This is a genomic window from Streptomyces sp. BYX5S (genome assembly GCF_054724165.1).
Window position 1 is genome coordinate 7,185,603 of sequence record NZ_CM138829.1, and the last position, 26,818, is coordinate 7,212,420.

The 26,818-nt window shown below is 71.7% G+C and carries 23 protein-coding genes; 17 read left to right on the forward strand and 6 right to left on the reverse strand.

Annotated elements, in window-relative coordinates; all coding sequences use genetic code 11:
• Positions 1-10 precede the first annotated feature (10 nt).
• Positions 11-1,411: an APC family permease gene (locus ACYBSK_RS32310; RefSeq protein ID WP_457480799.1), complete on the forward strand. Its 1,401-nt coding sequence runs from the start codon at positions 11-13 to the stop codon at positions 1,409-1,411.
• A 25-nt stretch (positions 1,412-1,436) separates the two neighbouring features.
• On the opposite strand, the gene ACYBSK_RS32315 is transcribed toward ACYBSK_RS32310, so the two are convergent.
• Positions 1,437-2,945, reverse strand: a complete 1,509-nt coding sequence (locus ACYBSK_RS32315; RefSeq protein WP_460244221.1) for a collagen-binding domain-containing protein — start codon at positions 2,943-2,945, stop codon at positions 1,437-1,439.
• Between the two features lie 112 nt (positions 2,946-3,057).
• Between ACYBSK_RS32315 and xseA the strand changes: the two genes are divergently transcribed.
• The 3 genes from xseA (at position 3,058) to ACYBSK_RS32330 (ending at position 5,321) form a co-directional block, all read left to right on the forward strand.
• On the forward strand, positions 3,058-4,290 hold the full coding sequence (gene xseA, locus ACYBSK_RS32320) for an exodeoxyribonuclease VII large subunit (RefSeq protein WP_460244222.1): 1,233 nt from the start codon (positions 3,058-3,060) through the stop codon (positions 4,288-4,290).
• Between the two features lie 14 nt (positions 4,291-4,304).
• The gene (locus tag ACYBSK_RS32325) at positions 4,305-4,562 is read left to right on the forward strand and encodes an exodeoxyribonuclease VII small subunit (protein ID WP_460244223.1); all 258 of its coding nucleotides are present in this window, start codon (positions 4,305-4,307) and stop codon (positions 4,560-4,562) included.
• A 168-nt stretch (positions 4,563-4,730) separates the two neighbouring features.
• Positions 4,731-5,321: a malonic semialdehyde reductase gene (locus ACYBSK_RS32330; RefSeq protein ID WP_457480803.1), complete on the forward strand. Its 591-nt coding sequence runs from the start codon at positions 4,731-4,733 to the stop codon at positions 5,319-5,321.
• Positions 5,322-5,393: 72 nt separating this feature from the next.
• Here ACYBSK_RS32330 and ACYBSK_RS32335 read toward each other — a convergent pair whose 3' ends face one another.
• On the reverse strand, positions 5,394-5,927 hold the full coding sequence (locus ACYBSK_RS32335; protein WP_460244224.1) for a DUF4245 domain-containing protein: 534 nt from the start codon (positions 5,925-5,927) through the stop codon (positions 5,394-5,396).
• 214 nt (positions 5,928-6,141) lie between these two features.
• Here ACYBSK_RS32335 and glpX point away from each other — a divergent pair, with 214 nt between their 5' ends.
• A complete protein-coding gene (gene glpX / locus ACYBSK_RS32340; protein WP_457480805.1) occupies positions 6,142-7,176 on the forward strand; it encodes a class II fructose-bisphosphatase in 1,035 nt (344 codons plus the stop codon).
• A gap of 133 nt (positions 7,177-7,309) precedes the next feature.
• Here glpX and ACYBSK_RS32345 read toward each other — a convergent pair whose 3' ends face one another.
• Complete coding sequence (locus tag ACYBSK_RS32345) at positions 7,310-7,672, reverse strand: WhiB family transcriptional regulator (protein ID WP_457480806.1); 363 nt, start codon at positions 7,670-7,672, stop codon at positions 7,310-7,312.
• Between the two features lie 165 nt (positions 7,673-7,837).
• The gene (locus tag ACYBSK_RS32350) at positions 7,838-8,524 is read right to left on the reverse strand and encodes a DUF1707 SHOCT-like domain-containing protein (RefSeq protein ID WP_457480807.1); all 687 of its coding nucleotides are present in this window, start codon (positions 8,522-8,524) and stop codon (positions 7,838-7,840) included.
• Between the two features lie 165 nt (positions 8,525-8,689).
• On the opposite strand from ACYBSK_RS32350, the gene ACYBSK_RS32355 reads away from it, so the two are divergent.
• From ACYBSK_RS32355 to ACYBSK_RS32375, 5 genes are all read left to right on the forward strand, one after another.
• A complete protein-coding gene (locus ACYBSK_RS32355) occupies positions 8,690-10,366 on the forward strand; it encodes a fumarate hydratase (protein WP_460244225.1) in 1,677 nt (558 codons plus the stop codon).
• A gap of 80 nt (positions 10,367-10,446) precedes the next feature.
• Positions 10,447-11,844, forward strand: coding sequence for a class II fumarate hydratase (locus ACYBSK_RS32360; RefSeq protein WP_460244226.1), 1,398 nt, complete (start codon positions 10,447-10,449; stop codon positions 11,842-11,844).
• Between the two features lie 73 nt (positions 11,845-11,917).
• Positions 11,918-12,595 carry a cytidylyl-2-hydroxypropylphosphonate hydrolase gene (fomD, locus tag ACYBSK_RS32365; RefSeq protein WP_457480810.1) on the forward strand — a complete coding sequence of 226 codons (678 nt, stop codon included), beginning with the start codon at positions 11,918-11,920 and terminating at the stop codon, positions 12,593-12,595.
• 445 nt (positions 12,596-13,040) lie between these two features.
• Positions 13,041-15,041, forward strand: a complete 2,001-nt coding sequence (locus ACYBSK_RS32370) for an ATP-binding SpoIIE family protein phosphatase (RefSeq protein ID WP_460244227.1) — start codon at positions 13,041-13,043, stop codon at positions 15,039-15,041.
• Between the two features lie 94 nt (positions 15,042-15,135).
• Entirely contained in the window at positions 15,136-15,603 is a 468-nt protein-coding gene (locus ACYBSK_RS32375; RefSeq protein ID WP_460244228.1) for a hemerythrin domain-containing protein, read from the forward strand.
• On the opposite strand, the gene ACYBSK_RS32380 is transcribed toward ACYBSK_RS32375, so the two are convergent.
• Positions 15,600-16,643: an Lrp/AsnC family transcriptional regulator gene (locus ACYBSK_RS32380; protein ID WP_460244229.1), complete on the reverse strand. Its 1,044-nt coding sequence runs from the start codon at positions 16,641-16,643 to the stop codon at positions 15,600-15,602. The two genes, ACYBSK_RS32375 and ACYBSK_RS32380, sit on opposite strands and share 4 nt — an antisense overlap.
• Before the next feature lie 90 nt (positions 16,644-16,733).
• Here ACYBSK_RS32380 and ACYBSK_RS32385 point away from each other — a divergent pair, with 90 nt between their 5' ends.
• Both ACYBSK_RS32385 and ACYBSK_RS32390 read left to right on the forward strand, forming a co-directional pair.
• Entirely contained in the window at positions 16,734-18,047 is a 1,314-nt protein-coding gene (locus tag ACYBSK_RS32385) for an MFS transporter (protein ID WP_460244230.1), read from the forward strand.
• Positions 18,044-19,324, forward strand: a complete 1,281-nt coding sequence (locus ACYBSK_RS32390; RefSeq protein WP_460244231.1) for an amidohydrolase — start codon at positions 18,044-18,046, stop codon at positions 19,322-19,324. The genes ACYBSK_RS32385 and ACYBSK_RS32390 overlap by 4 nt, the downstream gene beginning before the upstream one ends.
• Positions 19,325-19,337: 13 nt before the next feature.
• On the opposite strand, the gene ACYBSK_RS32395 is transcribed toward ACYBSK_RS32390, so the two are convergent.
• On the reverse strand, positions 19,338-21,572 hold the full coding sequence (locus ACYBSK_RS32395; RefSeq protein ID WP_460244232.1) for a transglycosylase domain-containing protein: 2,235 nt from the start codon (positions 21,570-21,572) through the stop codon (positions 19,338-19,340).
• Positions 21,573-21,861: 289 nt separating this feature from the next.
• Here ACYBSK_RS32395 and ACYBSK_RS32400 point away from each other — a divergent pair, with 289 nt between their 5' ends.
• The 5 genes from ACYBSK_RS32400 to ACYBSK_RS32420 all read left to right on the forward strand — a co-directional run bounded on the left by ACYBSK_RS32400 (position 21,862) and on the right by ACYBSK_RS32420 (position 26,803).
• On the forward strand, positions 21,862-22,800 hold the full coding sequence (locus tag ACYBSK_RS32400) for an SPFH domain-containing protein (RefSeq protein WP_457480817.1): 939 nt from the start codon (positions 21,862-21,864) through the stop codon (positions 22,798-22,800).
• A complete protein-coding gene (locus ACYBSK_RS32405) occupies positions 22,746-23,009 on the forward strand; it encodes a type II toxin-antitoxin system antitoxin (RefSeq protein ID WP_457480818.1) in 264 nt (87 codons plus the stop codon). The genes ACYBSK_RS32400 and ACYBSK_RS32405 overlap by 55 nt, the downstream gene beginning before the upstream one ends.
• Before the next feature lie 178 nt (positions 23,010-23,187).
• Positions 23,188-23,715 carry a PadR family transcriptional regulator gene (locus ACYBSK_RS32410; protein WP_460244233.1) on the forward strand — a complete coding sequence of 176 codons (528 nt, stop codon included), beginning with the start codon at positions 23,188-23,190 and terminating at the stop codon, positions 23,713-23,715.
• Positions 23,712-24,410, forward strand: a complete 699-nt coding sequence (locus tag ACYBSK_RS32415) for an ABC transporter ATP-binding protein (protein ID WP_460244234.1) — start codon at positions 23,712-23,714, stop codon at positions 24,408-24,410. Before ACYBSK_RS32410 ends, ACYBSK_RS32415 begins: the two co-directional genes overlap by 4 nt.
• Complete coding sequence (locus ACYBSK_RS32420) at positions 24,407-26,803, forward strand: FtsX-like permease family protein (protein WP_460244235.1); 2,397 nt, start codon at positions 24,407-24,409, stop codon at positions 26,801-26,803. The genes ACYBSK_RS32415 and ACYBSK_RS32420 overlap by 4 nt, the downstream gene beginning before the upstream one ends.
• The last annotated feature ends 15 nt before the right edge of the window (positions 26,804-26,818 follow it).

The following is a 26,818-nucleotide window of genomic DNA, read 5'->3' on the forward strand; positions in this document are numbered from 1 at the left end:
CGGAGGCTCCATGTCCGCCGACACCACCCATGAGGAAGCGACGCTGCGGCGCAGTCTCGGGTTCCGGGACCTCGTCGTCTACGGGCTGCTCTTCATCGCCCCGATGGCGCCCGTCGGCGTCTTCGGCACCCTGGACGCGAAATCGCACGGCGCGGTCGCGCTCGTCTACGTCGTCGCGACGATCGCGATGGCGTTCACCGCGTTCAGCTACGCGCAGATGGTGCGGGTCGCCCCGCAGGCCGGCTCGGTGTTCGCCTACGCGCGCGCGGGTCTCGGAAAAGGGCCCGGGTTCATCGCGGGCTGGATGGCGATGCTCGACTACGTGCTGATCCCGGCGGTCGCGTACCTCTTCGCGGGCATCGCGATGAACTCCCTGATCCCGTCGGTCTCGCAGTGGGTGTGGACGGCGATCGCGGTGGTGATCACGACGCTGCTCAACCTGTGGGGCGTGCGGACGGCGGCGCGGGTCGGTTTCGCGGTGCTGGCGCTGGAGATCGTGGTCCTGCTGGTCTTCGTCGTCTCGGCGGTCGTGGTGCTGGCCACGGACGGCCCGCAGCGGGACTGGCTGTCGCCGCTGACCGGCGACGGGACGCAGGGCGCGTTCGCGCTGTCGGCGGTGCTCGGCGCGGTGTCCGTGGCGGTCCTGTCGTACCTGGGCTTCGACGCGATCGCCTCGTTCGCGGAGGAGGTCACCGGGGGTTCGGCGAAGGTCGCGCGGGCGGTGCTGTTCTGCCTCGCGCTCACGGGTGTGCTGTTCGTCGCGCAGACCTACCTGGTGGCGCTCCTCGAACCCACCACGTCGGCGCAGCTGGCCGCCGATCCGGGCAAGCAGGGCAGCGCGTTCTACGACGCCGTGGACGCGTCGGTGGGCACCTGGCTGCACGACCTGGTGGCGGTGAGCAAGGCGATCGGCGCGGCGTTCGCGGCGCTGGCCGGGCAGGCGGCGGCCGGGCGGCTGCTGTTCGCGATGGCCCGCGACCGGCGGCTGCCGAAGGCGCTGTCGCGGACGTACTCGGGGGTGCCTCGGGTGGCGCTGCTGCTCGCCGCGGTGATCACGCTGGTCGCGGCGGTGTGGGCGGCGAGCCGGGGCGACGGCATGGACCACCTCGTCTCGGTCGTCGACATCGGCGCCCTGACGGCGTTCACGCTGCTGCACGCGAGCGTGGTGGGGTACTTCGCGGTACGCCGCCAGGGCGGGCCCGTGGTCTGGTGGCGGCACCTCGTGGTGCCGGTGATCGGCGCGGCGATCACCGTCGCGGTGATCGTGGAGGCGTCCCGGACGGCGCAGGTGGTGGGCGCGATCTGGCTGGTCGTCGGCCTGGTGGTGCTGGCGGTCCAGCGGGGCCGGGCCGAGCCGGGCGTACCGACCGCGACGGCCGCGCCGCCGGCGGGTGGCGACGCGGCCCGCTGAGCCCGTGCCCGGCCCCGTACGCCGGTCAGTGGCGGCCGCGTCCGTGCCTGCGGCCGAGGAGGACGGCTCCCGCGCCGCCCGCCACCAGGACGATCGCGATCCCGCCGAGCACGGCGGCCCGGCGCCCGTCGGTCCCGGTGTGGGCAAGGGGCCCGCCGGGAGAGGTGGGCGTGGGGGTGGGAGCCGGGGCGGAGGTGCTGCCGGAGGGCGACGGCGTCGTCGTCCCGCTGTCCGACGGCGAGGGCGTGGGGCTCTCCGAGGACGGGGAGGGCGAGGGTGTCGGGGTGCCGCTGTCCGACGGTGACGGGGTGGGGGTGCCGCTGTCCGACGGTGACGGCGAACCGCTGTCCGAGGGGTGCGGGCTTCCCGAGGCCTGCGTGGGCGACTGGGGCGGACTGGTCGACGGCGAGGGCTGGTCGTCGCAGGTCAGTTGCGCGTCGAACGGGAAGTAGTGGATCTCCCCCGCGTTGACGGACTGCCCGGTGACCGGGTCGAGGGGCCCCGCGATCAGCTCCTTCGCGATGACGTCGCCCTCGATGTTCGACGGGTCGAGGTCGGTGATCCGGGCGTTGGGCGCGAAGACGGTCCCCTCGATCTCGTCGCCGTCGGCGATCGTGATGTCGGTCGCGTCGGGGAAGTCCCACAGCATGTACGGGGCCTGCGCGCCGGAGACGCCCGCGAGGGTGGGCGTGTGCCAGGTGAACTGCGAGTCGGTGCCCGTCGTGTCCACGACGACGAGGAACGGGGTGTCGGCGCTCGGCGGGTTGTCGAAGGTGATCTCGTCGATGGCGTCGAGCTGCTCGCCGGTCAGGCGCAGGACGTTGGTCCGCCCCTGCGTGAGCGAGACCCGGACCTGCCCGTCGGAGGGGATCCGCGTGGGGTCCGCCAGGACGTTGTCGTTGCCGTCGCGCAGCTCGACCGTGTTCGCGCAGCTCGCCATGGACTGCGCGCGGGCCCGGTAGGTCGTGAACAGGGAGGCGAAGTCCATGGGCTGCTGGGCGATCGAGTCGGCGGACTGCCTGGTGGTGAGTTCGATGCGGGAGGTCGAGTCGTAGGCGGCGCCCGCGCGCGTGATGTGGGTGTTGACGGCCGCGCCGTTGCTGTCCTGGCTGAGGACCCGGCTGCCGCTGAGGTCGCCGATCTTCACGTAGCCGTCGCGCAGCACCTTCAGGACACCGTCCGACGCGCTGTCGGCGTAGTCGATGCCGCCGCCCACGATGAGCGCGGTGGGATTGCTGTCGCCGGGGGCGGTGTACGAGCCGGTGTGGTTGAGGGCGACGTTGTAGCCGGGGCCGTATGTGAGGTCGCCGCCGATGGCGACGGGGCCCTCCGACTCGGTGCTGCCGAGGACGGCGTCGCCCTCGGTGACGACGCCGAAGCCGTTGTTGCCCGCCACGGGGTTGCCGATGGAGACCGTCTCGCGTGCCACGGCCGCGAGGCCCGCGGAGGCGTCGGAGAACGCCGCGAGGGCCACGGTGCAGGCGACGGCGCCCGCGACGGGGATCACCTTCACGGCGTTTGTCGTTTTTGTCATACAGGGACGCTAGAAGCGCCCTCCCGTCACCCCCGGGCGCCACGCCCACCGGACCGTCGGACGGGCGCCCGGGACCACCTGCGTTGTCGGTGCCTGCGACTACGCTCTCGGCATGGCTGTCAACACGTCCGCGGACGCCCCGCTGCCCGTCGGCCAGGTGTCGCGGCTCATCGGGGGATGGATCGACCGGCTCGGCGCCGTGTGGGTCGAGGGGCAGATCACGCAGCTGTCCCGGCGGCCGGGCGCCGGCGTCGTGTTCCTGACGCTGCGCGACCCGTCGCACGAGATCTCGGTGTCGGTGACCTGCTACCGGCAGGTGTTCGACGCGGTGGCGGACGTGGTCCGCGAGGGCTCCCGCGTCGTCGTGCACGCGAAGCCGGAGTGGTACGCGCCGCGCGGTCAGCTGTCGCTGCGCGCCGCCGAGATCCGCCCGGTGGGTGTCGGGGAACTGCTGGCGCGGCTTGAGCAGTTGAAGAAGGCGCTGGGCGCGGAGGGCCTGTTCGCGGCCGACCGCAAGAAGCCGCTGCCGTTCCTGCCGCAGCTCATCGGTCTGGTCTGCGGCCGCGCCTCGGCCGCGGAGCGGGACGTGCTGGAGAACGCGCGGCACCGCTGGCCCGCGGTCCGCTTCGAGGTGCGCAACGTGCCGGTGCAGGGCGTGCACGCGGTGCCGCAGGTCGTGCAGGCCGTCAAGGAGCTGGACACGGCGGACGAGGTCGACGTGATCATCGTGGCGCGCGGCGGCGGCAGCGTGGAGGACCTGCTGCCGTTCTCCGACGAGCAGCTGGTGCGGACGGTGGCCTCCTGCCGTACGCCGGTGGTCTCCGCGATCGGGCACGAGCCGGACAACCCGCTGCTCGACTACGTGGCCGACCTGCGCGCGTCGACACCGACGGACGCGGCGAAGAAGGTCGTGCCGGACGTCGGCGAGGAGTACGAGCGGGTGCGCTGGCTGCGGGACCGGGCGCGGCGCAGCGTGGAGGCACTCCTGGAGCGGGAGGAGCGGGGCCTGGCCGCGGCGCTCGCCCGGCCCTCGATAGAGGACCCGCACCGCATGATCGACGAGCGCGAGGAGCAGGTCGCCGCGCTGACCGGGCGCTCCCGCCGCACCCTCGGCCATCTCCTCGACCGCGCCGAGTCGGAGCTGACGCACACCCACGCGCGCGTGGTCGCGCTCTCCCCCGCCGCCACCCTGAAGCGGGGCTACGCGGTGCTCCAGAAGCCGGACGGGCACGTGGTGCGCGCGCCGGACGAGGTGGCGGCCGACGAGGAGCTGCGGGCCCGCGTCGCCGAGGGCGAATTCACCGTACGAGTAACCACAGACGCCGCCGCGGCGGACGAAGCGTGAGGACGGACAACAGGATGACGACCAAGGCGGCCGACGAGGCGCTCGGTTACGAGCAGGCGCGCGACGAACTGATCGACGTCGTACGGCGGTTGGAGGCGGGCGGCACGTCCCTGGAGGAGTCGCTCGCGCTGTGGGAGCGCGGCGAGGAGCTGGCGAAGGTGTGCCGCCGCTGGCTCGACGGGGCGCGCGCCCGCCTGGACGCGGCGCTCGCCGAGGAGGGCGAGGAGGGCGACGACGAGGCGGCCGAGGGGGACGACGAGGACGAGGAGTGACGGCGGGCGGCGGGGGCGTCGGCGCGGGACACGGGAGGCGCCTTGTGAACAGCATCACGAGGCGTTTGGTTGAACCTTGAACCTCATAGGCGTACGGTCGATCATGACGGCGGATCCGGCAGACTCGGATCGCCTCGACAGTCACCGTCGCACCGAGAAGGTTGATTCATGTCTCTCGTTCTTGACCCCGCCGCGCAGGACCTGCTGTTCCGCGAGGCCCGCACCGCGAACACGTTCTCGTCGGAGCCGGTGACCGACGAGCAGATCGCCGCGATCTACGACCTGGTCAAGTACGGCCCGACCGCCTTCAACCAGTCGCCGCTGCGCATCACGCTGGTCCGCTCCCCCGAGGCCCGCGAGCGCCTCGTCAAGCACATGGCCGAGGGCAACCAGCCGAAGACCGCCGCCGCCCCGCTGGTCGCGATCCTCTCCGCCGACCACGAGTTCCACGAGGAGCTGCCGCAGCTCTTCCCGCACGCCCCGGCGATCAAGGACATGTTCTTCTCCGAGCGCCCGGTCCGTGAGCAGGCCGCCACGCTGAACGCGACGCTCCAGGCCGCCTACTTCATCATCGGTGTGCGCGCCGCCGGCCTCGCCGCGGGCCCGATGACCGGCCTCGACTTCGACGGCGTCCAGAAGGAGTTCCTGGACGACGACCACACCCCGCTGATGGTCGTCAACATCGGCAAGCCGGGCGAGGACGCCTGGTTCCCGCGCTCCCCCCGCCTCGAGCTGGACCAGGTCATCACGACCGTCTGAGCCGCGCGCGTACGGACATGAGGAAGGGCCCCGGGCTTTCGAAGCCCGGGGCCCTTCCTCATGTCCGCGTACCTACGCCTTCTCGCGCTTCATCTCCAGGGACTCGGCCATCTTCGTCAGCTGGGCGAAGTCGGCCGTGCCGGTCACCACCGTCGTGGCGTCGTCCTTCTTCAGCACCAGGGCGTCGTACTTCTCGCCCTTGTAGCGCTCCCACTCCTCGCCGCCGATGCGCTGCGTACGGCCGGTCGCCTCGGCCTTCTGGGTCGCGTCGGCGATGAACGCCTTGGACTTGTCGGCCGACTGCTCGACGGCGACGTACTGCCCGTCCGGGTCGAGGAAGCCCAGGTGCCAGGCGTCGTTCGACGTCCCCTGGTAGCGCACCGAGGTGGCCTTCCAGGCGTCGGAGAGACCCGTGGGCGCCGCCACCGGGTACGAGGCCGCGCGGCGGGCCGTCGTCAGCTCGATCTTGTAGTCGACGCGCTTGACCGGCGGTTCCCCGGAGTCGTCGTGGGGGACGAAGAGGTAGATCACGCCGGCCGCGACGACACAGACCCCGAGCGAGAGGACCAGGCTGCCGACCGTTTTCTTACCGTTTCTTGCTGCCACGCGTTCCATCGTCGCAGGTCGCCCGATGATCTCCGCCGGGAGGTCCGGATTCGCGCGGTACGAGGCTGCCCGGTCCGCTCATCCGTGGGGCGGTCTGCTCAGATTGTCGGACTGACGATAGAGTCCTCCCCATACCAACCCCTCGTCCGGCCGTCGTCGTATCCCGGTGAAGCCGAACAATCCGGTGAATCCCGGAACAGAAAGGTGCGTCTCGATGACCGAGCATCACCAGCTTCCGTCCGAACTCGAGGTTCCCTCCGAGGCCCCGGACCGCAACCTCGCCCTGGAACTCGTCCGGGTCACCGAAGCCGCGGCCATGGCCGCCGGCCGCTGGGTGGGCCGCGGCGACAAGAACGGCGCGGACGGCGCGGCCGTGCGCGCCATGCGCACGCTCGTCTCCACCGTCTCGATGAACGGCGTGGTCGTCATCGGCGAGGGCGAGAAGGACGAGGCCCCGATGCTCTTCAACGGGGAGCGCATCGGTGACGGGACGGGCGCCGAGTGCGACATCGCCGTCGACCCGATCGACGGCACGACGCTCTGCGCGAAGGGCATGCCGAACGCGATCGCGGTGCTCGCCGCCGCCGACCGCGGCACGATGTTCGACCCGTCCGCCGTGTTCTACATGGACAAGCTGGTCACCGGCCCCGAGGCCGCCGACTACGTGGACATCAACGCGCCGGTGTCGGTGAACATCCGCCGGGTCGCCAAGGCGAAGAAGCGGGCGCCCGAGGACATCACCGTGGTCATCCTCGACCGGCCGCGGCACGAGGGGATCATCAAGGAGGTCCGGGAGACCGGCGCCCGCATCAAGCTGATCTCGGACGGCGACGTCGCGGGTTCGATCCTCGCCGTGCGGGAGGGGTCCGGCGTCGATCTGCTGCTGGGCATCGGCGGTACGCCCGAGGGCATCATCTCCGCCTGCGCGATCAAGTGCCTGGGCGGTGTGATCCAGGGCAAGCTGTGGCCGAAGGACGACGAGGAGCGGCAGCGGGCGATCGACGCGGGGCACGACCTGGACCGGGTGCTGTCGACGGACGACCTCGTCTCCGGCGAGAACATCTTCTTCGTGGCCACCGGGATCACCGATGGGGAGTTGCTGCGGGGGGTGCGGTACGACTCGGAGCGGGCGCACACGTCGTCGCTCGTGATGCGGTCGAAGTCCGGGACGATTCGGCAGATCGACTCCACGCACCGGTTGAGCAAGTTGCGGGCCTACAGCGCGATCGACTTCGACCGGGCCAAGTAGGTCGCGGGGGTCCGGGGGTGCACCCACGGGGCTCCGCCCCGGACCCCGCTGCTCAATCGCCGCAGAGGCTCAAAGATCGGGGCTCCGCCCCGGACCCCGCGCCTCAAACGCCGGCGAGGCTGCTTGCGTCCGGTCAGACCGCCACCGTGCGGGGTGTCTTCTTCAGTTCGACGTCGCGGCGGCGCCTGCGGGCGAGGACGACGCGGCGTTCGGCGGCGGTGAGGCCGCCCCAGACGCCGTAGGGCTCCGGCTGGAGGAGGGCGTGTTCGCGGCATTCGACCAGTACGGGGCAGCGGGCGCAGACCCGCTTGGCCGCTTCCTCGCGGGCGAGACGCGCGGCGGTGGGTTCCTTGGACGGGGCGAAGAAGAGGCCCGCCTCGTCGCGCCTGCACACGGCCTCCGTGTGCCATGGAGCGTCCTGATCCCTGCCCCTGACTGGCTCACGCTGCTGCGGTACGGCGGTGACCTGCAGGGACTGATGCGGCGGGTGCAGCACGGTCTACTCCTGACGACGGCTAACGACGGCTTTCGCGAGCGAGAGACGATGCAGCAAGCTCTACCCGCTGTGTCGACGCCTATGCACTGAGTTCCCACGCACGGAAGTTCCCGCCCCCATAGGGGACTTGGGCACCCAAAAGCCGCCGACCGACCGTCGGCGCCGTCAGCCGAAGTGCTTGCGCAGGTGCTTCTCCAGGTTCTGGATGAGCTTGCCCCGCTTCGGCTTCGCCTCGATGTTGCCGAGGACCGCGAACCCGTCGACGTACACGACGGGCGCCCCGGGCTCGCGCGCGTCCAGCGTGTCCACCTCGAAGTTGCCGAGGACGCCCGCGCCGCTGCCGCGCAGCGAGATGTTCTCGGGGACGCGGACCTCCACGTTGCCGAACACGGAGACCGCCTTGATGTACACCTGCGGGTACTCGAAGATCGCCTCGCTGAGGTCGATCTCCACGTTGCCGAAGATCGCGTACGCGTGCGTGCGGCGGCCCACCCGCCAGCGGCCCTTGCGCGTCGTGGAGCTGAGCACCGCCACCAGGTTCTCGTCGGCCACCGACGGCACGGTGCCGGGGGCCGGGCGGCTCGGGGCGGGGCCCTCCTCGGGCGCCGGGCGGCGGGGCTCGTGGGCGCCCGGCAGGTCGCGCACCAGCGGCTCCAGTTCACCCACCGTCTTCGCGCGGTAGACCCCGTCGATCCGCTCGGCGTGCTCCTCCGCGTCCAGCCGGCCCTCCGCGAGCGCCTCGCGCAGGATGTCCGCGATCCGGTCGCGGTCCGCGTCGGACGCGCGCAGGTCGGTCGGCTCCGCCGCGGGGGCACTGGGCGCGGGCTGCGAAGGGCGCTTTTGAAGGTCCACGGCAGCAGCGTACCGAAACGCGATAGATCGCGACACCCCCCGTGGCGGGGCTCCCTGAGCCAACTGAGCCTTACCTCACAGACCCGGCCGCCCGACCAGGTTCTACGCTGGTTGGCGCTGCCAACGGATGCCAGCTGTCAACCGGCCGAAAGAGGAATGGGCGAGATGCCTGAGTTCGCGTACACCGATCTGCTCCCCCAAGGCGAGGACACCACCACGTACCGGTTGGTGACCTCGGAGGGTGTCTCCACCGCTGAGGGGCCGGACGGCCGTACGTTCCTGAAGGTCGAGCCGGAGGCGCTGCGCAAGCTCGCCGAAGAGGCGATCCACGACATCCAGCACTACCTGCGCCCCGAGCACCTCGCGCAGCTGCGCCGCATCATCGACGACCCCGAGGCGTCCGGCAACGACAAGTTCGTCGCGCTCGACCTGCTGAAGAACGCCAACATCGCGGCCGCGGGCGTGCTCCCCATGTGCCAGGACACCGGCACCGCCATCGTCATGGGCAAGCGCGGGCAGAACGTCCTCACCGAAGGTGAGGACGAGAAGGCGCTCTCCAAGGGCATCTACGACGCCTACCAGAACCTGAACCTGCGGTACTCGCAGATGGCCCCGCTGAACATGTGGGAGGAGAAGAACACCGGCTCCAACCTCCCCGCGCAGATCGAGCTGTACGCGACGGACGGCGGCGCCTACAAGTTCCTCTTCATGGCCAAGGGCGGCGGCTCGGCCAACAAGTCGTTCCTCTACCAGGAGACGAAGGCGGTCCTCAACGAGGGCTCCATGATGAAGTTCCTGGAGGAGAAGATCCGGTCGCTGGGCACCGCCGCGTGCCCGCCGTACCACCTGGCCATCGTGGTGGGCGGCACCTCCGCCGAGTACGCCCTGAAGACCGCCAAGTACGCCTCCGCGCACTACCTGGACAACGTGCCCGCCGAGGGCTCCGAGCTCGGCCACGGCTTCCGGGACGAGGAGCTGGAGCAGAAGGTCTTCGAGCTGACGCAGAAGATCGGCATCGGCGCGCAGTTCGGCGGCAAGTACTTCTGCCACGACGTGCGCGTGGTGCGTCTGCCGCGGCACGGCGCCTCCTGCCCGGTCGCCATCGCCGTGTCCTGCTCGGCCGACCGCCAGGCCGTCGCGAAGATCACCGCCGAGGGCGTCTTCCTGGAGCAGCTGGAGACGGACCCGGCGCGCTTCCTGCCGGAGACGACCGACGAGCACCTCTCCGAGGACGCGTCGAGCGACGTCGTGAAGATCGACCTCAACCAGCCGATGGACGCGATCCTCGCCGAGCTCGCCAAGCACCCGGTGAAGACCCGCCTCTCCCTGACCGGCCCGCTCGTCGTCGCCCGCGACATCGCGCACGCCAAGATCAAGGAGCGCCTGGACGCCGGTGAGGAGATGCCGCAGTACCTGAAGGACCACCCGGTGTACTACGCGGGCCCCGCGAAGACCCCCGAGGGTTACGCCTCCGGTTCCTTCGGCCCGACGACGGCCGGCCGCATGGACTCCTACGTGGAGCAGTTCCAGGCCGCGGGCGGCTCCAAGGTCATGCTCGCCAAGGGCAACCGCTCCAAGCAGGTCACGGACGCGTGCGACGCGCACGGCGGCTTCTACCTCGGCTCCATCGGCGGCCCGGCCGCGCGCCTCGCGCAGGACTGCATCAAGAAGGTCGAGGTCGTCGAGTACGAGGAGCTCGGCATGGAGGCCGTCTGGAAGATCGAGGTCGAGGACTTCCCGGCGTTCATCGTCGTCGACGACAAGGGCAACGACTTCTTCCAGAACCCGGCGCCCGAGCCGACCTTCACGCACATCCCGGTGCGCGGCCCCGGCCTGTCGTAAACGGCACTCCGCGGCACTCTTCGGTGGGGTTGTTCCGGCGTTTCCGGAACAACCCCACCGTCTTGTGCGCTGTACCCGGTATGAGTGCCAACGCCGACGAATACCGCATCGAGCACGACTCCATGGGCGAGGTCCGCGTCCCCGCCGCCGCGAAGTGGCGGGCCCAGACGCAGCGCGCCGTGGAGAACTTCCCGATCTCCGGGCAGCGCATCGAGCGCGCCCACATCGAGGCGCTGGCCCGTATCAAGGGCGCGGCGGCGACGGTCAACGCGGAGCTGGGGGTGGTCGACAAGGACATCGCCGAGGCCATCGCCGCGGCGGCCGCGGAGGTCGCCGAGGGGCGCTGGGACGACGAGTTCCCCGTCGACGTCTTCCAGACGGGCTCCGGCACGTCGTCGAACATGAACACCAACGAGGTGCTGGCCACCCTCGCCACCGAGCGCCTGGGCCGCGACGTGCACCCGAACGACCACGTCAACGCCTCGCAGTCGTCCAACGACGTCTTCCCGTCCTCCATCCACATCGCCGCCACCGCCGCCGTCACCCACGACCTGATCCCGGCCCTGGACCACCTGGCCGCCGCCCTGGAGCGGAAGTCGGCCGAGTTCTCCGACGTCGTGAAGTCGGGGCGTACGCACCTCATGGACGCTACGCCGGTCACGCTCGGCCAGGAGTTCGGCGGCTACGCGGCGCAGGTCCGCTACGGCGTGGAGCGTCTGCGGGCCTCGCTCCCCCGGCTCGCCGAGCTGCCCCTGGGCGGCACCGCGGTCGGCACGGGCATCAACACGCCGCCCGGTTTCTCGGCCGCCGTGATCGCCGAGGTCGCCCGCGCGACGGGGCTGCCGCTGACCGAGGCCCGCGACCACTTCGAGGCGCAGGGCGCGCGCGACGGCATCGTGGAGACGAGCGGCCAGCTGCGCACCATCGCGGTGGGCCTCACGAAGATCGCCAACGATCTGCGGTGGGCCGCCTCCGGCCCGCGCACCGGCCTCGCCGAGATCAACCTCCCGGACCTGCAACCGGGTTCGTCGATCATGCCCGGCAAGGTGAACCCGGTGCTGCCCGAGGCCACGCTGATGGTCGCCGCGCAGGTCACCGGCAACGACGCGACGGTCGCCGCGGCCGGCGCCGCGGGCAACTTCGAGCTGAACGTGATGCTCCCGGTCATCGCCAAGAACGTCCTGGAGTCGATCCGGCTGCTCGCCAACGTCTCCCGGCTGCTGGCCGACCGCACCGTCGACGGCATCACCGCCAACCGCGAACGCGCCCGCGAGTACGCCGAGTCGTCCCCGTCGGTCGTCACGCCGCTCAACAAGTACATCGGGTACGAGGAGGCCGCCAAGGTCGCCAAGAAGTCCCTCGCGGAGCGGAAGACGATCCGGGAGGTCGTCATCGAGGGCGGCTACGTGGAGCGCGGCGACCTCACCGAGGAACAGCTCGACGAGGCGCTGGATGTCCTGCGGGTGACGCACCCGTAACGGGGCGTGGCCGGATGGCGTATTCGTGATACGCACCGCAGCGTCGTATGCCGATGGCACCTAATATCTGCGCATGACAGACGACGACCGGAAGACCGACGGGGAGGGGCGCTGGGCGCCCGGGGAGCCGATCCTGTGGCGCTACCGCGCCAACGGGGGCGAGGGCTTCCACATCTGCCGTCCGGTCACGGTCGTCCAGGACACCGACGAGCTGCTCGCCGTGTGGATGGCGCCCGGCACCGAGTGCGTGAAGCCCGTGCTCGCCGACGGCACCCCCGTGCACCGCGAGCCGCTCGCCACGCGCTACACGAAGCCGCGCACGCTCCAGCGCGACCGCTGGTTCGGCACCGGTGTGCTGAAGCTGGCGCGGCCCGGCGACCCCTGGTCGGTGTGGCTGTTCTGGGAGCCGGGCTGGAGGTTCCGCAATTGGTACGTGAACCTGGAGGAGCCGCGCGCCCGTTGGGCCGGCGGCGTCGACTCGGAGGACCACTTCCTCGACCTGTCGGTGTATCCGGACGGCAGCTGGCGCTGGCACGACGAGGACGAGTTCGCGCAGGCGCAGGCCGTGGGCCTGATGAGCGCCGGGCAGGCCGCCGAGGTGCGGGCCGCGGGGCGCCGCGCGATCGAGGTGATCGAGGGCTGGCAGCGGCCGTTCTCGGACGGCTGGCAGCACTGGCGCCCGGACCCCGCGTGGCCGGTTCCCGCGCTCCCCGCGGACTGGGACCGTACGCCCGCGCACGTGTCCTCATGAGACCCTTGATGCGCCCCCATGGGGGAACCGTAGGATCGTCCTCCGCAAGACAGCCACGGAGAGAGCACCGGTCCGAATGTGCGGGTTCTACGGACAACTCTTGGCACGCACAACAGGTCTGACACGATGTCAACGAGGTCATCGAGGGGCGGCGGGACCGTGAACGTGGGTGAGACGACGCAGAGGGCGGGCCGGAGCGAACCGGCCGCCAGGGCCGGGAGCCACGCTGTCCGCGCACGCCCGGCGTTCGCGCGCCCGGCGGTGTCGCCTGCCGGGATTCCGTTCCCGGAGGGCACGTTCCGGGTATCCGCTCTCCTGCGGGACACTCCGCAGGTCACGGGTCGCGGCGCCACCCTCGACAGGCCCTGGCCCCAGATGTTCCTCAACTGCCGGCGTACTGGCCAGTGACACGGCGCGCAGCCCCGGACGGACGGAATCGACACGCGTGACGGAGTACCCCACCTCCCACGAAGGCCGCCACCACGGCACGGCGGCCCGCCCCGCCGATGCCCGCGGGGCGCTTCGGCACACCCCTGAGACCTCCGCGTCCTCCGGCGAGGCCTCCGCCCCGGCCTCCGGCGGCTTACCGGAGCAGCCGCGGCGCGGCTCCGGTTCCGCCCCGGACGCCGAGCACGCGCAGCCCGTGGCCCCCTCCCCCGAGCCGGTGCGCCCCGGGCCGCCGGAGGGCGCCGACCGGCGCACCGGGCAGCCGCGTCCCGCCGGGCAGCCGACGGCGATGCGGCGGGACGGCGACCGGCTGCGCTTCGTCGGCGCCGCGACCCGGCGGATCGCGCGCGGCCTGGACCTCGACGAGATCGTGATGGGCCTGTGCCGGGCGACGGTGCCCACGTTCTCCGACGCGATCCTCGTGTACCTGCGCGAGCCGCTGCCGGTGGGCGACGAGCGGCCGACCGGCCCCATGGTGCTGCGCCTGCGCCGCACCGACCGGATCCCCGACGCGGTGGACGACCCGGACACCGAAGGCGTGGGGTTCTCGGTCCCGGCCTCCCCGCAGCTCGAACTGACCGGGGGCACCGCCGAGTTGTGCGAGGTGCTCACCGGCGGTGCGCTCGCCGAGGTACTGCGCGGGGTGCGCCCCGTGTTCGCCGACTCGCCCGCGGCGATCGCCGCGCTGCCGGAACTGCTGGGCTCGGAGCGGGTGTTGCCCGGCGGGCAGCGCGCGATCCTGGCCCCTCTGCGCGGCAGGCGCCGGGTGATCGGCGCGGCGGTGTTCCTGCGCCGCCCGGACCGGCCCGCGTTCGACGCCGACGACCTGCTGGTGGCGGGACAGTTGGCGACGCACAGCGCGCTCGGCATCGACAAGGCGGTCCTCTACGGCCGTGAGGCGTACATCGCCGACGAGTTGCAGCGCACGATGCTGCCCGAGACGCTGCCGAACCCGACCGGCGTGCGGCTCGCCTCCCGCTACCTCCCGGCGGCGGAGACGGCCCGGGTCGGCGGGGACTGGTACGACGCGATCCCGCTGCCGGGCAGCCGCGTCGCGCTGGTCGTCGGCGACGTCATGGGCCACTCGATGACGTCGGCCGCCATCATGGGCCAGCTGCGCACGACCGCGCAGACCCTCGCCGGGCTCGACCTGCCCCCGCAGGAGGTCCTGCACCACCTCGACGAGCAGGCCCAGCGGCTCGGTTCCGACCGCATGGCGACGTGCATGTACGCGGTGTACGACCCGGTCGCGCACCGCATCACCATCGCCAACGCCGGTCATCCGCCGCCCGTGCTGCTGCACCTGGGCGGGCGTTCCGAGGTGCTGCGGGTGCCGCCGGGCGCGCCCATCGGCGTCGGCGGGGTCGACTTCGAGGCCGTCGAGCTGGACGCCCCGGCGGGCGCGACGCTGCTCCTGTACACGGACGGGCTCGTCGAGTCGCGGCTGCGCGACGTGTGGACGGGCATAGAGCAGCTGCGCGAACGGCTGGCCGCGACCGCGCAGTTGACCGGCCCGGACCACCCGCCGCCCCTTGAGGCGCTGTGCGACGAGGTGCTCGACATGCTCGGACCGGGCGACCGGGACGACGACATCGCGCTGCTCGCCGCCCGGTTCGACGGGATCGCGCCGAGCGACGTCGCGTACTGGCACCTGGACCCGGAGGACGCGGCGCCCGGCCGGGCCCGCAGGCTGGCCCGCAGCGCGCTGGCCCGCTGGGACCTGGAGGAGCTGACGGACTCGGTCGAGCTGCTGGTGAGCGAGGTCGTGACGAACGCGGTGCGCTACGCCTCGCGCCCCGTGACGCTGCGTCTGCTGCGCACCAATGTGCTGCGCTGCGAAGTGGGCGACGACGTACCGCAGTTGCCGCGGCTGCGGCAGGCGCGGGCGACGGACGAGGGTGGCCGCGGGCTCTATCTGGTGAACCGGCTGGCCCGGCGGTGGGGTGCGACGCGGCTGTCCACCGGCAAGGTCGTCTGGTTCGAACTGCCGGTGCCGTAAGGGGCGCGAGGGTGTTGGGCCGCACGGGTGGGCGCGGCCCGGCGCCCGCGCCCACCGCGCCCGCGGCGCGGGTCCGAGCGACTGCAATGAGGCCATGTGTCACTACTGCGGATGCCGTGAGATCCCGCTGATCAAGGAGTTCATCGCCGAGCACGAGCGCGTCACCGACGCGGCGGGGGACGCGCTGCGGGCCCTGGAGCGCGGTGACGTGGCGGCGGCGCACACGCTCGTCGACACCATGGCGCGGGAGCTGGCCGCGCATTGGAAGGGCGAGGAGGACGGCCTGTTCGCGGCGATGTCCGAGGACCCGGAGTACGCCGATTACATCGCCGCCCTCGTCGCCGAGCACCGGGAGCTCGGCGCGCTGCTGCCCACGCTCGACCTCAACGACCCCGGCGACGTGCAGCGCCTCAGGGACGAGACGGACGAGCTGCACCGGCACATCGCCAAGGAGGAGGACGGTCTCTTCCCGGCGTCGCTGACCGCGCTGTCCGGCGACGGGTGGGATGCCTCGATGGCGGCGTGGCGCGCGGCGCATCCCCCGCGTACCGGCGGCGTCTAGAGCCCCACCGGTACGTATCCCGTGGCCCGCCCCTGGTCGTCCAGGATCCGCCCCATCCGTTTCACCGTGCGCAGTGTCACCGTGCGGTCCTCGACGCGCAGCGCGGGGAACCGCTCGTCCAGCAGCGCCTCCAGGGTGGCCATGCCGTCGAGGTCGCGGAGCCACACCGACAGGAGCAGGTTGCAGGAGCCGGTGACGGAGGCGCACAGCCGGGTCTGCGGGAGCCGGGCGAGCGCCGCGCCGGTCCGGTCGAGTTCGCCGTGCGGGACGGTCGCCCGGTACGTGGCGAGGGCCGGCCAGCCCGCCAGTTGCTGGGCCAGGTCGCAGCGCAGCACGATCTCCCGGTCGCGCAGTTCGCGGGCGAGCCGCCGCCGTACCGTCGACTCGCCGACGCCGACGGCGGCCGCCAGCTCGGCGTATCCGGCGCGGCCGTTGTCGCCGAGTTCGCGCAGGAGCGCCAGGTCGACCTCGTCGCGGGGCCGGAACGCGGGCGGCGGCGCCGCGCGGGTGCCGGTGGGCCCCGCCCCGCCGAGCCGCGCCCGCCCCGCCGGGGCAAGGGCCCGTACCTTCCAGCCGCTGCCCTCCTGGTAGAGCCGCATGCTCAGCCGGGTCCGGGTGGTGCGCACGCCGGGCAGTCGGCCGAGGTCGTCGCTGACCCGGCGGCCCAGCGACGGCAGGTCGGACGCCGCGATCGACAGCAGCAGGTCGTAGTCGCCGACCACGTGCTCCGCGCTGAACACCCAGGGCAGCCGCACGAGCCGCGCGCTCAGCTCCTCCAGCTCCCCCGGCACACAGGTCACCTCGATGTACGCGACGGTGGCCGTCGTCGGCCCCGCGTACGCCGTCACCCAGGCCAGGCCCGCCCGTTCCAGGCGCGCCCAGCGGCGGGCGGCGGTCGTCGCGTCGATGCCGACGGCCGGGCCGATCCGGCTCCACGGGGCACGCGGGTCGGTCTGGAGGGCGTCGACGAGCGCGAGGTCGGCCTCCTCGAAGGCGGCGGATTCCGGCACCGGCTCGACAGCGCTGCCGTTTTCCTGCAATTGCGGCCCCTTCCCGCACGGCGGCCGGATTCTGTCCCCACTTTCCGAGCCGCACCCCACACCAGCACGCCCACTCTAGAAGGAGTGCCTGTGGTCCCACCCGCGCAAGGTCCCGCACGTGAGCGCCTCGACAGAGGTGCCAAGATCACGGTCACGCTGCTGTTCGCCGCCTGGCTGATCGACTACATCGACCGTCTCGTCATCAATCTGGCCCTTCCCTCGATCGGCCAGGAGTTCGACCTCAGCCGCGCCCAGCAGGGCATGGCGGTCTCCGTGTTCTTCGTGGCGTACGCCGTCTGCCAGATCCCGGGCGGCATGCTCGCGGACCGGTTCGGCGCGAAGCGCGTGACCTGCTGGGCGCTGCTCATCTGGTCCGCTTTCACGGCGATCACCGGGCTCGCGGGCTCGTTCGCGATCCTGCTCGTGGTGCGCTTCCTGTTCGGGGTCGCCGAGGGGATCTTCCCGGGCGCCTCGATGAAGGCGGTGAGCGAGCGGACCACGCCGGGCCAGCGGATGAGCGCCAACGGCATCGTGCAGTCCTCGAACGCGGTGGCCGCCGTCGTCGCCCCGCTGGTCGCCGCGCCGCTCATCGCCCACTTCGGCTGGCGCTCGGCGTTCTTCACCGTCGCCGCCGTCGGCGTCTTCGTGTACGCGGCCGTCCGGCTGTGGCTGCCGGAGCGGGAGCGGACGGCGGCCGGGCCGCAGACGGGCGGCGGCACCCGCACCGTGCTCCGCTCGGGGACGATGTGGGCGTTCGCCGGGATGTTCTTCGGCTACGACATCATCGTGTGGGGCCTCAACACCTGGGTGCCCTCGTTCCTCCACGACGAGCGGGGCCTCTCGCTGACCTCGGCGGGCGCCCTCTCGATCCTGCCCGCGGGCGCGGCCACCGTCGCCGTGATCGCCGGCGGCCGCCTCGCGGACCGCTTCGAGGGCAACCAGCGCAAGATCGTGGTGCCTGCCATGGCGGTCTCCTCGGTCGCCCTGATCCTCATGGCGACGGCCTCCGGCACGGCTCTGTTCATCGGCTGGATGACCGTGGCGATCGCGTCCGCCTCGCTGGGCTACATGCCGATCTTCGCGGTGCCGCTGCGCAGCCTGCCGCCCGAACTGACGGGCGCGGCGGCCGGGTTGATCACGTTCGGCGGGCAGGCCGGCGGGATCGTGGCGCCGACCGCGATGGGGCTGCTCGCGGACGCGGCCGGATTCGGCGCCGCGTTCGGCTTCCTCGTCGTCGGCGCCCTGTTCGCCGCGGTCCTCGCCTGCTTCACTCCCCAGACCACGCACGACTTCCGGCGGGCGCTGCGGCTGCCCGACACCCCCGAACCCACGCCCGTCGCCGCCAAAGCGGGCGCGCGGAACGCAGACTCAGCACGACCAGACGTAGAAAGCGAGCCCCGATGACTGCCACGACTGCCACGGCCACCACCCTCGACAGCCTGCTGCCGTCCCTGCGCGAGCTCTACCGGGACCTGCACGCGCACCCCGAACTCTCCCTCCAGGAGACCCGCACCGCCGGGATCGCCGCCGCCCGGCTGCGCGAGCAGGGCGGCTGGGAGGTGACCGAGGGCGTCGGCGGCACGGGGGTCGTCGGCGTCCTGCGCAACGGCGCGGGCCCGACCGTGCTGCTGCGCGCCGACATGGACGGCCTGCCCGTCCTGGAGACGACCGGCCTGCCCTACGCCTCCGAGGCCCGCGGCACCGACCGCGACGGCAACGACGTACCGGTCATGCACGCCTGCGGCCACGACATGCACGTCACGTGTCTGCTCGGCGTGACCGCGCTGCTCGCGGCGGACCTGGGCGCCTGGCGCGGCACGGTCGTCGCCGTGTTCCAGCCCGCGGAGGAGATCGGCCGGGGCGCCCGGGACATGCTCGACGACGGGTTCGCGGAGCGGTTCCCGGCGCCGGACGTGTGCCTCGGGCAGCACGTCGGCCCGTTCCCGACGGGGATCGCGGTGACCAGGCCGGGCGCGATCATGGCGGCGTCCGACAGCTACCGCGTACGTCTCTTCGGGCGCGGCGGGCACGGCTCGATGCCGGAGTCCACCGTCGACCCGGTGGTCCTCGCGGCGGCCGTCGTGATGCGCCTGCAGACCGTGGTCGCGCGCGAGGTCGGCGCCTCGCAGGCGGCCGTCGTGACGGTGGGCTCGATCCACGCCGGCACGAAGGAGAACATCATCGCGGACGAGGCCGAGCTGAAGCTCAACATCCGCTCGGTCGACCCGGTGGTGCGCGAGCGGGTGCTCGCCGCGGTGCGCAGGATCGTCCGGGCGGAGGCGGAGGCCTCGGGATCGCCGAAGGAGCCGGAGTTCACCTCGCTCGGCGCGTTCCCCGTCACGGAGAACAGCGACGACGCCACCGCCACCACGATCGAGGGGCTGCGCGAGGTCCTCGGCGAGCAGGCCGTGCTCGTGCTGCCGCATCCGATCAACGGCAGCGAGGACTTCGGCCTGTTCGGCACGGAACTCGGCGCGCCCTCGGTGTTCTGGCACTTCGGCGGCACCGACCCCGCCGCCTTCGCGGGCCTGGACGCGAACACCCTCGCCTCGCGCGGTCTGCCCGCCGAGATCCCGGTGAACCACTCGCCGCACTTCGCGCCCTTGCAGGATCCGACGATCGAGCTCGGAGTGCGGGCCCTGCTGGGCGCGGCCCGCACCTGGCTCGGCTCCCCCGAGTAGTCCCGGGGGCCGGTCAGTTCCTGCCGTTCCCGTCGTCGTTCTCCGGTTCGACCGGGTCCACCGACCAGGTCGGTGAGACGGTCTCGGTCGGGACCGGGAGGGTCTGCGTCGGGTCCGGGGGCGGCGTCTCGCTCGTCGGCGTCTCGCTCGGCGTCGACTCGGTCGGCGTCGGGCTGTCCGACTCCGTCTCGCTCGGCGTCGGGTCGGTCGAGGGCTCCTCGGACGGGGTGACCGGGGCGGTCGTCGTCGGCTTGACGGCCTTGCCCATGTCGGTGTCGAGGTCGAACCTGCCGTTGGAGCTGGACGAGTTGAAGGTGTACTGCGCCCAGATCCGGGCCGGGAAGCTGCCGCCGTCGACGCGGGGCAGTCCGCCCGCGCCCTCCATCGACACGTGCGCCCCCGCCTCGGAGGACTTCAGCGCGCCCTCGCCGAACAGGCCGACCGAGGTGACCAGGTCGGGCGTGTAGCCGGTGAACCAGGCCGACTTGTTGTCGTCGGAGGTACCGGTCTTGCCGGCGACCTGCTGGCCGTCGCGGGACGGGTTGTCGCGCACGGATGCCTTCGCCGTACCGTCGTCGACCACACCGGTCAGGATCGAGGTCACCGAGTCGGCGGCGCCGCGGCTGATGACCTGCTCGCCGACGGGGTCCTCCAGCGGGATCTTGTCGCCCTGCTTGGAGACCGCCTTCACGATCCGCGGGGTGACCTTCTTGCCGTGGTTGTCGAGCGTCGCGTAGACACCGGCCATCTCCATCGGGCTCGCGCCCATGGTGCCGAGGGTCTGCGCGGGGTACGGCTTGAGGTCGCCCGCGTCCATGCCGAGCTCCTTGGCGACCCGCATGACCTTGTCCATGCCGACGTCGACGCCCATCTGCGCGAAGACGGAGTTGATGGACTTGTTCATGGCGGTCTGCACGGTGACCTGGCCGTAGCTCTTCTTGTCCTCGTTCGGCGGGGCGAAGCCGACCTTCTCGCCGTTGTCGACGACGGGGCGCTTGCTGGTGCCGTCGTAGATCGTGTCCGCGGTGATCTGCTGACCGGACTGCGTCGTCGCCTCGTCCTCCAGGGCGGCCGCGAGGATCAGCGGCTTGAAGGTGGAGGCGGGCTGGTAGTCGGTGCGGGTCGCGTTGTTGACGTAGTGCTCGCTGAGCCCCTCGCCGCCGTACAGGGCGAGGACCTTGCCGGTCTTCGGGTCGACGGAGACGGCGCCGGCCTGCACGCGCGCGTCGGCCTTCTTGTCCTTGCGGTCGAGGTTGTCGTTCAGCTGCTGCTGGACCGACTTCTCCAGCTGCTTCTGCTTCTTGCGGTCGATGTTCAGCGTGATCGTGTAGCCACCGGCGTCGAACTGCGCCTCGGTGAGGTTGAGTTCCTTCATCACCTCGTCGCGCGCGGCGGTGTAGAGGTAGCCCTCCTGGCCGTCGAGCCCGGAGACGGCCTTCGGCTGGTCCGGCTTGTCGAAGGTCATGCCCTGCCGCTCGCTCGCGGACAGCCAGTGCATGTCGACCATGTTGTCGAGCACGTAGTTCCAGCGCGCCTTGGCGAGCTTCTTCCCCGTGTCGGAGGCGACGGCCCAGTCGTACTGGTTGGGGGCCTGGAGGAGCGCGGCGAGGTACGCGCCCTGCTCCACGGTCAGCTTCGAGGCGTCCTTGCCGTAGTAGGCCTCGGCGGCCGCCTGGATGCCCCAGGCGCCGCGGCCGTAGTAGCTGGTGTTGATGTACCCGGCGAGGATGTAGTCCTTGGACTTCTGCTGGTCCACCTTCAGCGAGATGACCAGCTCCTTGAGCTTGCGGGAGACGGTCTGTTCCTGCGTGAGGTAGTAGTTCTTCACGTACTGCTGGGTGATCGTCGAGCCGCCCTGCTTGCCCTTGCCCATGACGGTGTTGAGCACGCCGCGGGCGGTGCCCTTCATGTCGATGCCCTTGTCCGTGTAGAACGTCTTGTTCTCGGCGGCCACGAAGGCGTGCTGGACCGGCTTCGGCACCTCGGCCAGGTCGACGATCTCCCGGTTGACCTTGCCGGTGCGGGCCATGGTCGTGCCGTCGCCGTACCTGTAGACGTTGCTCTGCACCTGCGCCTCGGGGTTGCCCTCGGGGACGTCGATCACCAGGTACAGGACGGCGAACGCGCCCATGCACAGCAGGACGAGTCCGAAGAACGTGCCCAGGAGCTTCTTCCAGGTGAAGAGGCGGCGTATGCCCGACGGCCGCGCCGCGCGCTTGCGCGCCTTCCTCGCATCCGCTCGGCCCATGACCTCAGTCGCTCCGCTTCTTGTCCCAGTACGGGCATTCGCCTTCGCGTACCCGTACGAACCCAGTTCTCACGATCGTGCTGAATCGGCTCAAGAACCTAACCCGTCACTTACGTCGAATCTCCGTTGATTCGGCCATATCGGACGTGACAATCAGCACCTGCCCCATGGGAACCGACGTGCGAGGGATGCGGATGGTTGCCGGGCGCGATAAAGTGATATCACTTTGCTAGACCGCGTTCGGGCCACTCCAGCCACGAACGACCAGCTCAGAGAAACGGGGACGAACATGTCCGAGACGGACGCCACACCCGGCACGCCCGACGTACCGGAGATGCCGAAGGCTCGCGTACGCGAGTTCACGGCCCACAGCATCGGCGGCGGACTCGCCCTGCTGCTCGGCCTCGTCGGCCTGATCGTCGGCGCGGGCCTGATCGCGCTCGCCACCGGGTTCGACTCGGCGGGCACCAAGGCGACGCTCATCGTGGTCGGTCTGGTGGTCGTGGTCGGCTCGGTCATGGCGATGGCGGGGCTGAACATGGTGGCCCCGGGAGAGGCCCGCGTCGTCCAGCTCTTCGGCCGCTACCGGGGCACGATCCGCACCGACGGCCTGCGCTGGGTCAACCCGCTGACCTCGCGGACCAAGATCTCGACCCGGGTGCGCAACCACGAGACGGCCGTGCTCAAGGTCAACGACGCGTACGGCAACCCGATCGAGCTCGCCGCGGTCGTCGTCTGGAAGGTCGAGGACACGGCGCAGGCGACCTTCGAGGTCGACGACTTCCTGGAGTTCGTCTCGACGCAGACCGAGGCGGCCGTCCGGCACATCGCCATCGAGTACCCCTACGACGCGCACGACGAGGAGGGCCTGTCGCTGCGCGGCAACGCGGAAGAGATCACCGAGAAGCTCGCGGTCGAGCTGCACGCGCGCGTGGACGCGGCGGGCGTCCAGATCATCGAGTCCCGCTTCACGCACCTCGCGTACGCCCCGGAGATCGCCTCGGCGATGCTCCAGCGCCAGCAGGCCGGCGCGGTCGTGGCGGCCCGCCGCCAGATCGTCGACGGGGCGGTGGGCATGGTCGAGGCCGCGCTCGCCCGGATCGCCGAGCAGGACTTCGTGGAGCTGGACGAGGAGCGGAAGGCGACGATGGTCTCCAACCTGCTGGTCGTCCTGTGCGGGGACCGGGCCGCGCAGCCCGTCCTCAACACGGGGACGCTCTACCAGTGAGCCCGCGCGCGCCCCGCAAACAGGTCCTGTTGCGGCTCGATCCGGCCGTGCACGATGCGCTCGCGCGCTGGGCGGGCGAGGACCTGCGGTCGACCAACGCACAGATCGAGTTCCTGCTGCGCAAGGCGCTCGCGGAGGCGGGGCGCCTGCCGGGTTCGGCGGGGCCGATACCGAGGCGGGGTCGCCCGCCGGCCGCCGAACCCGACTGAACGCCACGGGGCTCCGCCCCGGACCCCGCGCCTCAAACGCCGGCGGGGCTGGATCTGCTCAATCGCCGCAGGGGCTTGATATTTCAAGCCCCTGCGGCGATTGAGCAGCGGGGTCCGGGGCGGAGCCCCGTGCGTCAGCTATACACACCGCGTATACACGCCATGTATAGTCACCCGCATGTCCATCGGCCACACTCTCCTCGGGCTGCTCGAATCAGGGCCCCGCCACGGCTACGACCTCAAGCGCACCTTCGACGAGACCTTCGGTCACGACAAACCGCTGCACTACGGCCAGGTCTACTCGACCATGTCCCGCCTCCTGAAGAACGGCCTCGTCGAGATCGACGGCGTCGAGACCGGCGGCGGCCCCGAACGCAAGCGGTACGCGATCACCGACGCCGGCGTCACCGACGTACAGCGCTGGCTCGCGACGCCGGAGAAGCCGGAGCCGTACCTCCAGTCGACCCTCTACACCAAGGTCGTACTCGCCCTGCTGACCCGGCGCGACGCCACCGAACTCCTCGACGCGCAGCGCTCCGAGCATCTGCGCCTCATGCGCATCCTCACGGACCGCAAGCGCAAGGGCGACCTCGCCGACCAGCTCATCTGCGACCACGCCCTGTTCCACCTGGAAGCCGACCTGCGCTGGCTGGAACTGACCGCCGCGCGCCTCGACAAGCTCGCCGCGGAGGTCCGTCCGTCATGAGTTCCCCCACCGCACCCGCCGGCTCCCTGCTGGCCGCCGCCGGCCTGCACAAGACGTACGGGCCGACCCCGGCCCTCGACGGCGCCTCGTTCTCCGTCCACCCGGGCGAGGTCGTCGCCGTCATGGGTCCCTCCGGCTCGGGCAAGTCGACGCTGCTGCACTGCCTCGCCGGCATCGTCACGCCGGACTCCGGCACCATCACGTACGACGGCCGCGAGCTGACCGGCATGGCCGACGCGGAGCGCAGCGCGCTGCGGCGCGGCGAGTTCGGCTTCGTGTTCCAGTTCGGCCAGCTGGTCCCGGAGCTGACGTGCGTCGAGAACGTCGCGCTGCCGCTGCGGCTGAACGGCGTGAAGCGCAAGGAGGCCGAGCGCCGGGCCGTCGCGTGGCTGGAGCGCCTGGAGGTCGACGACCTCGCGCGCAAGCGGCCCGGTGAGGTGTCCGGCGGGCAGGGGCAGCGTGTCGCCGTCGCCCGTTCGCTGGTGACCGGGCCGCGCGTGCTGTTCGCCGACGAACCCACCGGCGCCCTGGACTCCCTCAACGGCGAGCGCGTCATGGAGCTGCTCACGGACGCCGCCCGGAGCACCGGCGCCGCCGTCGTCCTGGTCACGCACGAGACGCGGGTCGCCGCTTACTCCGACCGCGAGATCGTCGTACGGGACGGCAAGGCGCGGGACATGGAGTTCGCCCGATGACGCTCCTCGACGACCGCCCCGTCCACGCCCCGCCACCGCCCGCCCGCCCCGGCCTCGCGGGCCGCCTGCGCGATCTCGCGCTCGGCGTCCGCTTCGGCTTCTCCGGCGGCCGCGAGGGCTGGATCCGGACGCTGCTCACCGCGCTCGGCGTCGGCCTCGGCGTCGCCGTGCTGCTGGGCGCCGCGTCCGTGCCGAACTTCACGAGCGCCCGCGACGCCCGCTACGACGCCCGCTCGATCGAGTACAGCCCGGAGAGCCCGCGGCCGTCCGACCGGACACTGCTCACGCTCGACATCGGCTCCTCGTACCGGGACGTCTCGGTCGGCGGCTACCTGCTGGACGCCGACGGCGAGCGCCCCGCCCTGCCGCCCGGCATCGACGAACTGCCCGGCCCCGGCGAGATGCTGGTCTCGCCCGCGCTGCGCGACCTCCTCGCCTCCCCCGAGGGCGAACTCCTCAGGAAGCGCTACGACTTCCGCGACGTCGGCACCATCGACGCGGCGGGCCTGAGCGACCCCTTCGACCTGTACCTGTACGCGGGCAGCGAGAGCCTGAGCACCGACCGCGGCGCCACCCGCGTCGAGGACTTCGGGCGGGCGGGCGACGACAGCCCGCTCGACCCGGCCCTGGTGCTGCTGGTCCTGCTGGGCTGCGTGGTGCTGCTCGCGCCCATCGCCATCTTCGTCGCGACCGCCGTACGGTTCGGCGGCGAGCGGCGCGACCGCAGGCTCGCCGCACTGCGGCTCGTCGGCGCGGACACGCGGACGACACGGTGGGTGGCCGCCGGTGAGGCGCTGTTCGGCACGCTGGTCGGCCTCGCGGTCGGTCTGGTCGTCTTCTTCGCGGGGCGGCAGGTGTTCGCCCACGTCGAGGTGTGGCGGCTGTCGGCGTTCCCCGCCGACTTCACCCCGGTGCCGGTCCTCGCCGCGGTGGTGCTGCTCGCGGTGCCGCTGTCCGCGATCGCCGTCACGGTGTTCGCCCTGCGGTCCGTCGCGATCGAGCCGCTCGGTGTCGTACGGGGCGGGCGGGTACGCGGCCGCAGGCTGTGGTGGCGGCTGCCCGTCCCCGTCGCCGGGGTGCTCGCCCTGTTCCTGTCGAGCTTCGGCGAGGGCGCCTCGCAGCTGGACATGGCCGTCATCGTCGCCGGTGTGGTGCTGACCCTCGTCGGCCTGGTGCTCGTACTGCCCTGGCTGGTGGAGGCCGTCGTCGGCAGGCTGCGGGGCGGCTCCGTGCCCTGGCAACTGGCGATCCGCAGGCTCCAGTTGAACAGTGGCGCCGCCACCCGCGCGGTCTCCGGCATCACCATCGCGGTGGCCGGCGGCATCGCCCTTCAGATGTTCACCGTCGGCATCAACGACAGCTTCAACAGTGCGACCGGCCAGGACCCCCACCGCGCCCAGATCGGCGCGAACACCGACTTCCCGAGCGGTGCGCTGGCCGACCGGATGGTGCGGGAGTTCCGGACCACCAAGGGCGTGAAGAAGGTCATCGGCACGGTCAGTACCTCGGCCGGGCTGGTGGGCGCGAAGACGGACGCGGACGGTTACGCCCCGTCCGTCTCGCTGGCCGTCGGCTCCTGCCCCTCGCTGCGCGAGCTGGCCCACCTGCGGTCGTGCTCGGACGGCGACGTCTTCCGGGTGACCCGCTCCCACGACTCGTACAGCGACGAGCAGTTGGGGAAGGTAGCCGTGCCCGGCGGGCGGCTCGTCGTGGACGACCCCGAGGACGCGGGCCGCACCGACCTGAAGCCGGTGCACTGGACGCTGCCCGAGGACGTGCGCACCGTCGACGCCCGCAAGGACCCGGCGGGCGAGTACTACGGCGGCATCCTCGCCACGCCCGGCGCCCTCGACCCGGCGACCCTGCACACCGCGTCGACCAGCGCGCAGATCCAGATCGACGAGAGCGTGCCCGACGCGGCGGACCAGGTCCGCAACACCGCGTTCGCCGTCGACCCGGGCATGCGGGTGTGGACGTACGAACTGGCGACCCGCGACAAGGAGTACGCGAGCATCCGCACGGCCCTGTTCACGGCCGCGGCCCTCACCATGGTGATCATCGCGGCGTCGATGCTGGTCTCGCAGATCGAGCAACTCCGCGAGCGCAAGCGGCTGTTGTCGGTGCTCGTCGCCTACGGCACGAAGCGCTCGACGCTCGCCTGGTCCGTGCTGTGGCAGACGGCGATCCCGGTCGTCCTCGGCATGGCCGTCGCGGTGACGGGCGGGCTGACGCTCGGCTGGCTGATGCTGCGGCTCGTCGGCCATCCGGTCACCGACTGGCTGCTGTTCCTCCCGCTGGCCGGGGTGGCGGCCGCCCTCGTCGCGGCGGTGACCCTGCTGTCGCTGCCTCCGCTGTACCGCATGATGCGGGCGGAGGGCCTGCGCACGGAGTGACGCCCGGCCGCCGGT